Origin of the sequence: Exiguobacterium sp. s192 (assembly GCF_018618795.1) — a bacterium.
GTDB lineage: Bacteria > Bacillota > Bacilli > Exiguobacteriales > Exiguobacteriaceae > Exiguobacterium_A > Exiguobacterium_A undae.
The window spans coordinates 148,481-163,227 of record NZ_JACSMS010000006.1 but is presented as its reverse complement, the minus strand read 5'-3'; the positions used below and the strand labels follow the sequence as shown (position 1 = coordinate 163,227).

The 14,747-nt window shown below is 41.6% G+C and carries 10 protein-coding genes; 3 read left to right on the top strand and 7 right to left on the bottom strand.

The window, feature by feature from the left end; all coding sequences use genetic code 11:
• Positions 1 to 146: 146 nt before the first annotated feature.
• Positions 147 to 4,436, bottom strand: coding sequence for an Ig-like domain-containing protein (locus KNP87_RS11550; protein WP_214721755.1), 4,290 nt, complete (start codon positions 4,434 to 4,436; stop codon positions 147 to 149).
• 494 nt (positions 4,437 to 4,930) lie between these two features.
• On the opposite strand from KNP87_RS11550, the gene KNP87_RS17380 reads away from it, so the two are divergent.
• Entirely contained in the window at positions 4,931 to 5,137 is a 207-nt protein-coding gene (locus tag KNP87_RS17380; protein ID WP_214721754.1) for a transposase, read from the top strand.
• 147 nt (positions 5,138 to 5,284) lie between these two features.
• Here KNP87_RS17380 and KNP87_RS11540 read toward each other — a convergent pair whose 3' ends face one another.
• From KNP87_RS11540 to KNP87_RS11520, 5 genes are all read right to left on the bottom strand, one after another.
• Positions 5,285 to 8,401, bottom strand: coding sequence for an Ig-like domain-containing protein (locus KNP87_RS11540; RefSeq protein ID WP_214721753.1), 3,117 nt, complete (start codon positions 8,399 to 8,401; stop codon positions 5,285 to 5,287).
• A gap of 451 nt (positions 8,402 to 8,852) precedes the next feature.
• Positions 8,853 to 9,296, bottom strand: coding sequence for a hypothetical protein (locus KNP87_RS11535; RefSeq protein WP_214721752.1), 444 nt, complete (start codon positions 9,294 to 9,296; stop codon positions 8,853 to 8,855).
• Entirely contained in the window at positions 9,293 to 9,904 is a 612-nt protein-coding gene (locus KNP87_RS11530) for an ABC transporter ATP-binding protein (protein ID WP_214721751.1), read from the bottom strand. Before KNP87_RS11530 ends, KNP87_RS11535 begins: the two co-directional genes overlap by 4 nt.
• Entirely contained in the window at positions 9,901 to 11,859 is a 1,959-nt protein-coding gene (locus KNP87_RS11525; protein WP_214721750.1) for a hypothetical protein, read from the bottom strand. The genes KNP87_RS11530 and KNP87_RS11525 overlap by 4 nt, the downstream gene beginning before the upstream one ends.
• 22 nt (positions 11,860 to 11,881) lie before the next feature.
• Positions 11,882 to 12,208 (bottom strand): mediterrocin family bacteriocin, encoded by a 327-nt coding sequence (locus tag KNP87_RS11520; RefSeq protein WP_214721749.1) that lies wholly within the window; start codon positions 12,206 to 12,208, stop codon positions 11,882 to 11,884.
• A gap of 526 nt (positions 12,209 to 12,734) precedes the next feature.
• On the opposite strand from KNP87_RS11520, the gene KNP87_RS11515 reads away from it, so the two are divergent.
• Positions 12,735 to 13,169, top strand: coding sequence for a sigma factor (locus tag KNP87_RS11515; protein ID WP_214721748.1), 435 nt, complete (start codon positions 12,735 to 12,737; stop codon positions 13,167 to 13,169).
• On the top strand, positions 13,166 to 14,002 hold the full coding sequence (locus tag KNP87_RS11510; protein WP_214721747.1) for a tyrosine-type recombinase/integrase: 837 nt from the start codon (positions 13,166 to 13,168) through the stop codon (positions 14,000 to 14,002). Before KNP87_RS11515 ends, KNP87_RS11510 begins: the two co-directional genes overlap by 4 nt.
• On the opposite strand, the gene KNP87_RS11505 is transcribed toward KNP87_RS11510, so the two are convergent.
• The gene (locus tag KNP87_RS11505; RefSeq protein ID WP_251135562.1) at positions 13,983 to 14,708 is read right to left on the bottom strand and encodes a tyrosine-type recombinase/integrase; all 726 of its coding nucleotides are present in this window, start codon (positions 14,706 to 14,708) and stop codon (positions 13,983 to 13,985) included. The two genes, KNP87_RS11510 and KNP87_RS11505, sit on opposite strands and share 20 nt — an antisense overlap.
• Between the last annotated feature and the right edge of the window lie 39 nt (positions 14,709 to 14,747).

Below are 14,747 nucleotides of genomic sequence, written 5' to 3'. Positions count from 1 at the left end.
CAGTACTTTTAGAATGTACATATTGTAAATGTAAGGTGGTTCTCGGATCTCAAATCATTGATATTTTTTTGAGACAGATACTAAATTTAATACATATAAAAAGATGATTTAGATGCACTGATCCAAATCATCTTTTTATTCATGCTTCATTTCACGGTAATGTTAACTTTCACATTCGCACTGTTCCCTGCTTTGTCTTTTACAGTGTATGTCAGTGTATAAACACCTTTACGTTTTGTATTGACGCTGCCAGTAACTTTGATTGATTTCGTCAATGAACCGTCGACATTATCTTTTGCGGTGACGCCTGTCATCGGATTGAAGGACGACTTATATTTAATCGTTTTCGACTTCGCTCCTGTAATGACCGGTTTGACGTTATCTTTAACCGTGATTTTACGAATCAAGGTCGTCGTGTTACCTGAACGGTCCGCGACTTTGTAAGTCAACGTGTACGTGCCGATTTTCTTCAGATTGACACTGCCCGACACTTGAATAGTCTTCGTTACGTCCCCGTCGATGTTATCTTTTGCCGTAATGCCTTTTTTCGGATCAAACGTACTGTTCAGATTGATCGACTGGTTATTCACACCTACCAGGACCGGTTTGATCGTATCTTTAACGGTTACACGGCGAATCATCTTCGCTTCGTTACCTGCCCGGTCTTTTACGCTGTACGTCAGACTGTAAAGACCTGGTTTCTTGCTGTCAACTGCCCCGGCAATCAGGATCGACTTTGTGAGGTCCCCGTCCGTCTCATCCGTTGCCGTAACATTGCGTTTTGTATCGAAGAGTGTTCCTGCCTCGATCGTGACATCCGTCGCACCTTGAAGAACAGGCAACGTCGCATCGGTCACTTTCATTTTCAGGACATCACTTTTATTTCCCGGGCTATCTGATGCTGTAAAGCTAAACTCTTCATTGGTTTTCGGTGCTGTAATCGTAAAGCTGAACTTACCGGTTGCATCTGCTGTTGCTTCCATTGTTTTAGTAGCATACGTCAGTTGCACTTTCGCTTTCGACTCAGTGATTCCTGTGATGAGAACCGAACGATTGGTGATCTGATTAACCTGAAGGGTCGGTGCCGTTTTATCGGCTACAAGCATCGAGACAGCTGGACTGATATTTCCTGCCACATCCGTACTGATGATGGTCAGCAGTGTTCCTGCTTGTTGCTTCGGAATAACAAGTGTAAATGCGTCGTCTTCATCCGCAGTTCCTTTCGCCAGTTCCGTGGTCCCTACTTTTACTGTAACCACAGATCTTCCTTCAGCAAATCCTTTAATAAGAGTCGACTGATCCGTTACTTCTTCTACGATTGGAGCAACAGGAGCTTTCCGGTCGAGCACTTTCGTCTCGACTTCCTGACTAATATTCCCTGCATGATCCATGCTTGTGACAATCAATACTGTATCTGCTCTTTGTTTACCGATGAAGACGGAATACATACCATCTTCTTCTGCTATCGCTTGTCCCAGTAATACCGATTCGTTTTTAACCGTGACCGTGCTGCCAGCTTCGGCTTTTCCTTGGACGATATCGAGAAGATTCGTCATCGGCTCGATGGTCGGTTGGACAGGCGCCGTTTTATCAATGACGAAAATGCTGAGTGGTGTACTCGTATTACCCGATTCATCCTGAACGATAAGTGAAAGTTCTGTTCCGGCCGTTTGCTTCAATACCGTCAACTTGAATTGACCCGTAGCATCTGCTGTCGTCCGCACCAGTTCTTCTTCATTCTTTCGAAGAATGACCTTCGCGTTTTTCTCAGTCATTCCCGTAACTATTGTCGAACGGTCTGATACTTCATCAACGTCCGGTTGAGCAGGTGCTGTCCGGTCTTTGACTATAACTTCCGTAATAGAACTGATGTTTCCGGACTCGTCCACAGCAGTAAATTCGAGTGTAGTATCCGCGTTTAGTTGCTCGATTTCCACACTAAATCTTCCGCCTTCACCAGTAACCGTGCGCCACTTTTCAGTTCTACCACTCATGATAATGACAGTAACATTCGCCTCAGTCTGACCAGTAATCATAATAGACCCGTCAGATATTTCGTCAACTTGTGGAGCTTCCGGTGCTGTTTTATCAATGACTGTAACTACTTTTCGTTCACTCTCATTATTTGAACCATCGATTGCCGTAAGAGTGAGACGTTCATTTGCGATTTGTTTTGCGATAACGAGATTAAAATTACCTTTCTCATCCGCTTCTCCTCGAGCGATTTCCTCCCCATTCTTCTCGATGAGAAGTGTAACTCCCGCTTCCGTTATTCCAGAAACAGTAGTCGATTGATCAGATACTTCGTTGACTGCTGTAATGACTGGGACAGTTCGATCAAGAACTTCAATCTTTACTATCTCGCTTACGTTTCCTGCCGCGTCAGTAGAAGATAAATTTAAGATAATACCCACTCTAGGTTTATCAAACAGCAGAGTAAAGTTACCTGAACGATCAGCGTAGCCCTCAGCAATGATTTGATTTGTATTATCTGTTAACTTAACAAAACTGTTTGGCTCTGTACGACCAGCCATATGAGTCGAATGGTCACTAATTTCTGTGAGGTCACCTAGAAAAGGAGCCGTTCGATCCAAAACTTCAATAAGTCTGCGCTCACTGCGGTTGTTCGAGTCATCTAGAGCCGTTAAATACAATAGTGTTCCCTTTACTTGTTGACTAATCGGGATAATAAATTTTCCAGACTCATTAACTCTTGTTTTGCCAATTAAAGAATTTGACGAGTTATACAACTCAATCGTCGCTCCAATCTCTGCATCTCCTCTAACTTCCATTGAATAGTCTCCTACTTCTTCAACGTTTGTAATAGTTGGTGCGGTTCGATCAAATACAACGGTCGCTACTTTATCTCCAATATTACCAGCTTGATCAGTAGCACGTAAGTAAACGAGCTGATTGGTTTTCAGACGGTTAATTGGAATACTGAAGTATCCATTTATGCCAGACTGACGTTTACCAAGAAGCATACCCGCAGCGTCAAAAATTTCGACGTTAATATACGGTTCTGTATATCCAGAGGCTTCAGTTGATTGATCGGTTATCTCGTTAATGCTTGAAATAACAGGTTTAATTGTATCTTTAACTGTAATACGGCGAAGCAGTTTGCTCTCATTTCCAGAACGATCTTTTACACTGTATATCAGACTGTAAACTCCAACTTTATTAGTGTTTACTGCTCCTGTAATTGCAATGGAATTTGTGACATCTCCATCTACCTTGTCCATTGCTGTAACATTCCGCTTCGGATCAAACGATTGTCCCGCTTCAATGGTGGTATCCGTAACCCCACTTAATACCGGTGCAGTAACGTCCTTCACTGTCACATAAGTACTTTCACTGCTGTTAGACCAATCATCTGCAGCCACCACCGAAATCACACTATTAGGGGCTAAAGGATTTATTGGGAATTTAAAATTGCCGTAGTCATCTGCTGTTATCTTTCCTAAACTATAATTTTGATTGTTTAATTGTAAAAAGAAACTAACAGTAGAACGTTCTTCCGCTGTACCGGTTATAAATGAACTCTTTTCCGTAATCTCATTCACTCTTGGCTTTTCAGGTGCTGTAACATCGATCGTCGGTGTATTAGAATCTGGTTCTGATAAATAAGGCTTAAATTCTATTACTGAACTCGCTCTCAAATCATCGTTTTTATCTAATATCATTTGTCCGATCGATGCCTCATCTACTGTTCCCCAGTAGTTATTAACAGCAGTCATTTTTGCATTGCTATATCCATTAGGCAATACTAATTTCTTTCCAAATCCTAAAAAAGAATTATATTCCACAATCGTTTCGGACGAATTGTAACTCGCCCAATTCTCTATTGCATGATCCAAAGAGTTATAAAAAACATTGTTTCGAATATAAACTTTTGTATTGCCAGACGTACCGACACTAATTTTACGAGAATTAATAAACACGTTTCGTTCGATATATACATTGCTTGTGGGATACCAAATGTACATATATCCTGATAAATTGATTACTCTAGAATCTTTTAAAATCAAGCTTCCATAACCCGCGCTAGCATCAGGTCCATACAAAGCTCCTGAAACGATATCTGTATATTCAAGATGAATTAAACATTTCTTAGAGTAATCCTGGTTAGCCGGCACGATATGCGTGTTGTTAATCTTTATTCTAGAATTTGAATCTCCTACTGCTTCTAAAATTCCTAAGTCATAGATTTTTCTATTGTTCCCATTAATCACTGTCCCGGGTTCAATCTTTAGAGTTATTCCATTTGCAATTTGAATATCCCCTACAAGGTTATAGGGTGCATTTTCTTTGGTCCAGACGGTATCTTCCCGAATAATTCCTGATACGTCTGTACTTGCTGAAGCGACAACACTCTTACCATCAAAATCTCCAACAAATAGATATAATACAAATAGTAAAAATAATATTTTTTTCATATTTCCCTCCTATTTTCTACAAATAATTATCTAGTATTTAAATTAATCCAATTAGATTCTAGGTGAACGACTCAATAAAGTTATTTTTAAGTTAGTTTCTCCTTTTCTTGAATGCATACTGATTTATTTTAAGGTATCTTTTATCTCATTTACCTATTTTAGTAAAAAAATATTATTTGTAAACTAAATACAAACAATATTGAATTGAAGAAAAAATACTCGCTTTCTACTTTATCGAAAATATGCATTTTTTATTTGTTTCGAACCTTTTTTGGGATACAAGAATCGCTTCACTACTAGGTCACTCCTGCTTATTTTCCCTAGGAAGTAATTTTGAGCGAACAAACGCTTTTTCTTTCCCACTTTCAGGCATAAACCAATCATAGGTATTTGAAAGAAGAGGATTTTTGGGGGTGAGAAAAAAGAGACCATCATATTGGAACAATTGGTCCCAGAAAATCATCTCGTTCGAAAAGTGGATTAGGTAATGAGTTTTGAATTCATCTATCCCTTTATTAGAGAAACTGTATTGTGAAAATAACCGAAGACCCAGAATCGATCCTATTTTATTAAGCAAGAGGGCACTTCTCCAATACTTATTCGGTATTCCATCGATGCGCCAAACTATCAAGGAGATTGAAACCTGCGTGGAAGCTCCTCAGCTTCCCATCAAGTCATATCTTGGTAAGTTGCTCTATTAGCTCCGAAACACGAAAGAATCTTACCTCTTTCCTTTACAGAAAGCTTCCCGTCTTAGACGATCCCATCCAAGCGTTACAAAAAGAAGATGCAGGTCCAGCCTGCATCTTCTTCTAGTTAAATTCGGTTATAGTTCACATATTCATTTTTTACCGTTGTACCGTTGTACTAATAGTTTGTGATTTATTACCGGCAGCATCTTTTGCATAAATCTCTACTTTTTCTTTATATCTCCATGATTGGATTTTTAGACGATAAACTCCTTTTGAATCAGCAATCGTTGTATAGACTTTTTTCTTATACGTTATTGAAACACGTGCATTTTTTTCCGTTTTACCCGTCACGTATTTAGAAGATGTAGTAACCTTTGAAACTGTTGGTACGTTTGGTGCAACATCATCTTTAATTTTTACTTGTGTAATGATTTTTTGACCAAATGGATTTTTCGAAACCATTGTAAGGAGTTGTCCGATACGTAAAGGACGGTTGGATTTTACTTTGAACTTTGGATTTTCATACAATATCACGCTGGTGAGATTCATTTTATCTTGATCTATGAATTCAATCTCGTGATAGGGTTGAGCGACACCTTGAATCATTCGATCTTTCGTAGCAGTAATGACGTTAGACACTTTCTTATTTTGGTAGACTGTCTTTATTGTTTTTTTGTAGTAAGACTTTGTCGTCTTATTAGAATTCTTTAACGTCAGTTCGACAGTAACCGGCATTTTTAATGCTTTAGGAAGTTTTAAAACAGAACGTGGATTTGAGCTAGTGGTCTGCAACTCTACTTTTTGACCATTGATTTTTAATTCATAGTTCTTAATTTTTAAACGCTTATCTTTGGTCACAAACCACATTTTATCTTTAGTCTCGTTTATTTGAATATCTTCAACGGGATATCCAATCGGTCGTTTATATATATACCCTTCATTTCCAGCCTCGCTCCTGACAATAAACATCACTTGATTGTCTCGAACTGTAATCGGATACTTTAATTTGATGATCGCTTTGCCTTTTGCGTCAGCCTTAGCAGTACTTGTTTCCTTATCAGATTTCATTTGGACAATGGTATTTGGATTAGTTGTCACCTCAACCGTTCGATCACCATAATATATTTCATTAGATGTTAGCGTAGGGATTTTGGTACTTAGTACTTTTACTTCCTTCCAATCAGATACTAATCCTGATGAATTAGTTGCACGAACTAAAATATGAGTAATTCCATCCTTTATGAACATTCTTTCTCCGCCATTCCCCGGCTCATCGTAAGAAATCGTTACATAGGCTGCCCCATAAGCTTCTTTTTCAGAAGTATTTACCAATGTCTGATTTTTATAATACTCAATCTCTATTTTTTGTAGACTATCGTTTGCTTTCATCCCAACATAATAATCCGTATTCTTTATGGGGCTCACAGTAAGATCTGCTGGTGATTCGTCGATGAACATCTGATTATAGCTATTTCTATCTAACGAATTTTTTCTAGAAATGGTTATTCTAACAGGAATAGACATGTCTATAATAGTGCCATCAGTTAGACCGGTACTTTTTAAGACTACTTTGCCTTCTGAGTTAGCTACGCCTTTGAAAGATAATTGATTTTTCCAACCACGACCGATGACCCATGCTTCCAATTCAACGGTACTATTAGGTTCTACTGTTCCAGTTAAAACTTTATCAGTTGACTCAAACGAATCAATTATTGCTTTTTTTACTGGATGAAGAAGTCCTTCAATTTTTACTTCTCTGTCATCTGTATTTGTAAAAATCCTTAGACTATAACGATCACCCTCTTGAATATTTTTAACAATCGCTGTAGAAGTTTCAGTGAATGAATAGGTATTATCAAATGTTATCTTTTCAATATCGATTTCACCGTTTGCATGTTCTAGCACAATTTCACCGTATAGTTTTGAAAAACCAGGCATATGATTTGTTAAAACAAGATCTTCGTTAATGATTTTCATATCCGGTTTAAGTAGTGGACGTGCATCTTCAATCATCCATGTCTTTAAGAAAACTAGCTTTTTGTTTGACGAAACAATCGATAGAGAGAGATTCCCTCTATATTTCCGCGGAAGATTAACAAAAAACTTTCCGTTTTCATTTGATTTGATTTCTAAGCCACCCCATCCGTACTCTAATTTAAATGTTCGATTCGGGAGCGTAGTTCCGGAGAACACTGGATGTTCTGATGTCACTGGTTGATCCAATTTAAGAGGAAATTCTTCTAAGCGTGCTTCCGATTCAACAAACGTAGAACCAACCACTTCTCCATTTAACCGAAAGGAAACATCCCGAACCGGTTCATTTTTCTCAGGAAGAGTACATGCAAAATACCCGGCGTTATCACTTATTGTGCATGTCACTCCATCAATTTGAACTTGCACATTCGGGAACGTAACTCCCACTAATGACCTATCTACATCCATAAACATATAAAACGGAGTTGCTTTAGAAGGCGTAAATGGCTCAATCGATTTCTGGCTGTTGATGGAAACTGGTAAACCTAAGCCTTCAACTGAAATTGTATTTTCTTGCTGAATCACTTCCACGGATGGTGACCAAGAAAATTCGAAGTTTCCATTCTGATCGGCCTCGATTGAAGTCATGTATTCCGCTCCATTACGAAACTCAAGAACAGCATATGGCCATGCATGACCTTTTAATAAATTTGTATGGTAATCATACGTCTCTATTTTAATTTCTGCGTTTGAGGTAGTAAGTAACGTTACAGTTTCTCCTTTTACTCCATCTTGACCTTTTGCATAAGCCTTGATTTGAGTTGTGTTTCCTCTAGGAATGAATATTTTATCTTGACCCGAATATACCTTCCCCTCATATGTTGCATAAATTACCGTACCAGGAGTAGTTGTTAGATAGAACTCATTATTCGCAGTCAGTCCAATAAATGTAACGGTATTTTTTGTCCGTACTTCTGGAGGTGCAGTCAGATCAATTGCTTGATACATGACTTCTTGACTGTCATATCCCCACTTATCTTTAAGATATAAAATAACGTTCGATTCACCAACTTTTTCAGACAGTTCTAATTTAAATTTCCCTTGATTATCTACCTTAATCAGATGAAATTCACCTTTAGCATACACATACAACTGTTCACCCGCTCTGGCATTCCCCTCAATTATTTTAGACTCCATTTTGAACGGAAGAATGGATGGGTGTTCTTCAGCATAACCAGTAGTCACATGAAGACACGTAGCAATGATCGTCAGTAAAAAAATAGCTAAAATTCTTTTCATTTAGTTGTTTTTCTCCTTTAATTTCAAATAAAAATCGGCTCATATTTACTATATGTGATTTTAATTATATTTCCTATATTTTTATAATAAATACCATTTCAAAATTTATGTATCTAATAAAAGTAATTTTTAAACATTTAATTGTTTTCATATTTTTAACTCGCTCTAATTCATCATGAATCCAACGCGACTATCTATCGTTTTTTTTATATGACCATAGACACGTAATACACTTTGCGCAATACTTGTTTCTTTTTAGAAAGATGCAAACAAATCGATTTCAAGTTCGATAATTTTTCGTATCGTATGAGAATCCATATTTATTAATCCCCTATCGCTTTTTACTAACAGAATACTAATTTTGAATACAAAAAAATTCTCTTCGGAAGTAAACAGCTGAAAAAACTGTTTACTTCCGAAGAGAATTTACCATTGCTATGCAGTTCACTATTCAATCAAGTGGAAATACGGTCTTCGCTTGTTCTACGAGACGCGTGATCTTCGGTTTATTCCGATCCAGAATCGCTTGTAATTCCACGTCCGGTTCGAGCAGTTTCAATTGATCGTTCACCATCAATTCATATCCGGTTTGCTTTTCTTGGATTCGTACACCGTATTCGTCATCTCCGAACAAGGTCGGCCAAATGATAAGCCAAATACCTGCTTCATCGTCCGAAACTGCTAAGTTTCCGACATACGATAAGTAATCAGGTGTTTTGACATTATACGATAGACCATCCTTCGTCATGGCATGAACACCTGTAACGTGTTCCGGAACTGCTGCTAAAAACGGTTTGTACTGAACCGTCGTCACCCCGTACCAGACAAGATTCAGCAGCAGGAAGCCGGCCACTAAACCGAGCGCAATGCGCCAACCTTTTTTCTTTCGATTCATACGAGTTCCACCAACCTGTTCCCCTGTTTTTTGATTGCTTCATCGTGCGTGACGAGAATGACGGTCTTGCCGCTTGCATTCAACTCCTGCAAAATCGTCATGACCCGTTCAGCGTTCGCTTGATCGAGTGAGCCGGTTGGTTCATCAGCGAGAATGATGTCACATTTCTTCAGCATCAGTCGGGCCAGTGCGACCCGCTGTTGTTCGCCCCCGGACAGCATGTAGACTTTTTTATCGATCTTCTCTTCAAGACCGACAGCTGACAAGACCTCTTCAATCGTTCGGCCAGCGCGGTAGCGTTTTTGGACGATCTCCAAATTTTGTCGGACTGTCTTATGGTCGACCAAGGCAAAGTTTTGAAACAGAAAGCCAATCTTCGTCCGGAAGTAGTCCAGTTGATTCCGTTTTTTCGTGATGTCCTGTCCATCGACAAGAATCTGCCCCGCATCAAGCGGTTCCAAGGCTCCCACCATGTTTAACAACGTCGTTTTCCCGCATCCGCTCGGTCCGGAAAAGATGACGAAATCGCCGGCCTCAATCTGTAACGACAAATTTTCAAACAAGCTTTTGCCTTCAAATGTTTTGGACACGCCTTGAATCTGAATCATACATTTCCCCCCTTTAGGATCCGTTGGATGTTTGCCCGTTCGATCTTACGAATCAGTCCGACTAACACTATGCCTTCGAGTACGACCAACAGACCACCTCCGCTCAGCAACCACAAGGGATGACCGATTGCAAAGACGTACGCTACAAGCGTCACGGTCACCGTGCTGAACGACGTGATGCCAAGTGTATAGAGGACCAAACGTCGATTTTTTTGCCAGATGCTGTAGCCGATGACTTTTTTGACGGATAACTCGAGCGCATTGACTTGGTACTCGAGTTTCAAGACAGTCACGATGATCAACAGTTCCAGACTGATGATCAGTGCGGCAAAAACCAAATTCATGTTCATTAACCGTTTGGCCGCTTCCCAGACACCGATGTACTTATCCCAAACATTCGTCCGGATGACCAGTTCATCCGTCATCGCCTGTTCCTCAACGAAACGATCAAACGTCGGTGAATCGACGTCGTACATGATGTCACTCAACAAAACAGAGGACATTTGGTTCAGTTTCATCCGGGTCTTCGCATCATCATTCAAGACGATCAGCATCGGTTCGTCGACGAGCAGGCTGCCGTTCACGAGGTTTTGATCAATCGCCGTCAGTTCGAGTGGTGTCGTATAGCGGATCGTCTCATACTGCTGTTCGATGAATGGGCTTAATCCAAACGACTGCAGGGTATGGTCGAGCTCTTCTTTACTTGGTGGTGTCGCTTGCTCCGGTGCAATGATCGTCAGCTTATTTGCGAAAACGTCTGTTGCTTCCGGAAGTTGCTCTGCAATCTCTTCGAACGCTTGCCGGTTCAAAACCAAGGCTGTCTGATCACGCGTCGAAAAGTTCGCCAGTGGTGTCACGAGTGTCCCTGAGAAATCAGTTTGATAGCGTCGGTACAGTTCGGTCTGAATCTGTTCCGACAGTGCGGGACTCTTCTCTTCCGAATACTTTGGAGAGGTGACCTTGTGACCGATATACGTATAGTCATAGGTCTGTTTCGTTTCAAAAAAGTCCCGTTGCTGATAAAGCGCGACGGCTTCCGTAATCACTGTGATACTGCTCGATAACATCAAGATCGTCAGCAACGCCGTGATGAACTTCAATCCATAGGTCATCGACAGAAGTGTCCGCGAACGATAACTGTTGGCAAACGCTTCTTTAATCTGCAAGCGACCGATCAGCAGATAGACGAGTCCATTACAGACCAGTAAGACAAGCACTAACAGCAACAGGAACGGCAAATAAGGGTCAAGCGGCGTGACCTGACGCAACAGACCGAAGCTGAGAGCGAAAACGCCAAGCACAATTACGGAATCGAAGGCGATCGACTTCCCAATCATCAACGACAACCGTTCTCCCATGGATAAACGAACCAACAGCTCCTTACGGTTCATCGATAGTTCATAAAATGTCATCAAGACGGTGATGATGACGACGAGCGACCAGATGCCGAGGATACGATTCCGCTCGGCCTGTTCGTTATAACCCAGTTGCGGGTGATTCCCCGCATATGTATCAATCAAGTCCATCTTAAATGCTTTTACGGCATCGGAAGATCCGATCCCGTAAAAGTTTGGTGTATAGGCAAGACGCGGATGCTCGCGTAAAGGTTTGAACGTGAAGGTGATGTCACCAAGGAAAACACTGTCGTATGTACCGCTTCGAATCTGCTGATTCGCAAGGCGTTTCTCGACACCTGCCGTGCCGTAGATCGTCTTTGTGTTCGAGAAACTGCCATTCGGCGTCTCTTCATAGGTAAAGACCTCCACCTGATTTCGCTCGGCTGCGGCATAGATATCAGCAATCATCTGTTTTTCCGACTTTTTCGGATTCTGGTACAGGGTCGTCGTATCAAACGGCTCAGCGAATCCTTCCAGTGTCAGCATCCGGCTTTCACCGATGATGAACAGACTCGTCGCGAGAATCAACGTCACCATCAACACTTTTAATTGCTTCACGTTCATTCCCCCACTTTTTCACTTACTTGATGTAATAATAAATCGTACTTCCTTTATGTGTTACTTCAATGCCAGCCCAATTGCCAGCTTTGTCGCTGTCTGAATGTGTGCCGTTCCCATTCACAACTTGTGCCGTATGCACACGTGTCATGTGCTTAGTGTGAGTGTAGTCTTCATTGATGAACAAGTCGTTGAAACCGTAGTTGATTGCCCAGTTTGTACCTGTTGAACTTTTTTCCCATGACTTTGTAAACGTTTGACCAGAACTTGAATAAGCGAATGCCGTTGAGTTAGAGGCGAGAAGACCTAGCGCAAGGGCTCCTGCTGCGATTGTTTTAAACTTGAACATGTTGAATGACCACCTTTTAATTAGAGTAGGTCATCGGCCGATCACCGGTGTGTTGTTAACACCCTTATAATAACGTAATATTTTGCCAATTCAATTTATCTGAATATTCACTCAAATAAAAAGTGGATTTTTATTGAAAAAGACCAATTCATTTTTAAAAAATCATGCAGTTTAATTACTTTCTTTATTATAGAATTTATTTTCGAATTCAAATCGGGTAGAAAGAGATAAATATTTAGAACGATTTCCCCTACGAATGACCTATTCCTAAAACAAAAAAATAATTTTCTTTCGAACACCGACTCGGATAAGTAGAGTTATCCTGAATTGAGTAGCGGAAACAGGCGGTTTTTCAAGTGATTTTTCGTGTTCAGTCGAAGAAATGACGGCAGTCGGCAATTGGAAAGTTTAGAAAACCGTTGGCATGATTCAAAAAAGATGATTTGAAGACGGAGGATAACTCTACTTATACTGAAACTACCGCGGAATACATAGATATGCATATCTCAGATTGGATTACTCATTAATGAATGAATCGTTAAAACAATGGATGCCTCTCGTCAACTCTCTTCTCTCCCGTCTCTCGATTCACCCGAATGAACAGGATGAATGCCGCCAAGCCGCACTACTCCGACTCTGGAAGTCAATCGAAGAAGGCAAGGTCATGACGGTCACCTTCGCCCGGATTCGTGCGAAAGGGGCGATGCTTGATTACTTGGCGACCCGCAACCGGACAATGGCCGGTGAAGTCGCCGTCGAAACGTTACCGGAACTCCCCCGCCAGCAGCAAGTTTCGTTCACCTACTTACTTGATCAACTGAAACAGGAACTATCGCGGAAAGAATTCGCTATCCTGCAAGCTCTTCTTCATGGCAATGAGGACACCCTCGGCTACTCTCCCGCCCGGCTCCGTTCCCTCAAATCAGAACTCAAACGAAAGGTTCAGGACATTCTCCTATGATGACGTTTTACTTGGAACGGTTACTGACAATCATCGAACAATCTCCGAGTTACAGTCCTCTGACGAAAAAAGCCTATCGCGCCGACGTCCGCCACTTCTGTACCAACGCCGAAACGATCGACATCCCTTCCATGCGTCGCTACATCACGTTGTTAAAACAAACCTACGCCCCGACAACTGTCTCCCGGCGAATCAACGCGCTTGCGACACTCTTCGACACACTCGTCACTGAACGGTCACTCGTCAAAAATCCCTTATCCCAGATCAAAAAGCCCCCCCGTCCAATCCCGAAACACCGGACCATTTTCAGCTACACCGATGCCCGACGTGTCATCGAATTGATAAAAGACGAAACGATCTATGCCTTCTACTTCCTGCTCTTACATACGGGTTTACGGTTTAATGAAGCCCGACAATTACGCCGGATTGATCTTGATCTGACCGAAGGCCAACTGTTTGTCCGTCACGGCAAAGGACAGAAAACACGCTATGTCCCACTCCATGATGAGCTGATTATGGTCCTAACACGCTACCTTGACGTTCAGCCAAACGACGAACTCTTATTTCAAAACGACACCGGACGTTTGCTGGATCCGAATCAAACCCGGAAACAACTTCGGCTCGCCAGTCAACAAATCCTCAAACGGATACTCCGCCCCCACGATTTACGAGTGACGTTCGCAACGACACTGTACCGGGAACATCGAGCGGATTTACTAACCGTCATGCGTCTACTTGGTCATAGTGACGCCAAGACGACGCAACAGTATATCCTGCCGTCGTCAGAAGTCGCCCGCTCTTCAATCAACCGCCTCACGCCGACAACGCATTGATGATGTGCTGAAGCTTCGTTTCTTGACTGAGGATGTAACCTTCTGTCGTTCGGGAGCTGCTGTGACCAAGTAACCGTTGAATCTCAAGTAGTTTGCAATTGCCGCTCTGATAGAGATACGTTGCAAACGACACACGTAAGTCATGCGGATGCAACGATCTTCCTAGTGCAGCGAGTGACTGTTTGCGTAACGTATCGCGAGCCTGCTGCTCATTAATTGCTTGACCACGAATGGAACGAAAAACAAGTCCTGTCGTCCGTCCCTCTAAAAATACTTGTAGCTTATGAGCGAGTCTTTCCCCAAGCGGAACAGTCCGTAAGCGTCGCCCTTTCCCGTGTCGTACAAGTAACGTTAATCCGTCAAACTGAATATCCTCGATCGACAACAAACGGGCCTCCATGAAGCGGAGGCCCGTTTGACTGATGAGTTCAAAGAAGAGACGATATGTTGGATGAGTGATTTGACGGATTGTTTGAATCGTTTCTTCAAGTGGATGATACTCACGTTGCTGGACGTGCTGGTGAACAATTGGACGGACTTGCTTCATGGGATTGGCTTTGAGACGTTTCGCCCGAACCAGTTCATTTCCGAGTGCCATCAACGCATGATATCGCCGCATCGCGGTTGCTGGTTTATACTGTTGAATCAACGAATCAAAATATGTTTGAAGCGACTTGACCGACCATTCCACACTAAACTTTTTCATTTGTCGGAGATCACTGCGATAAGCTTTAATAGTCTGTTT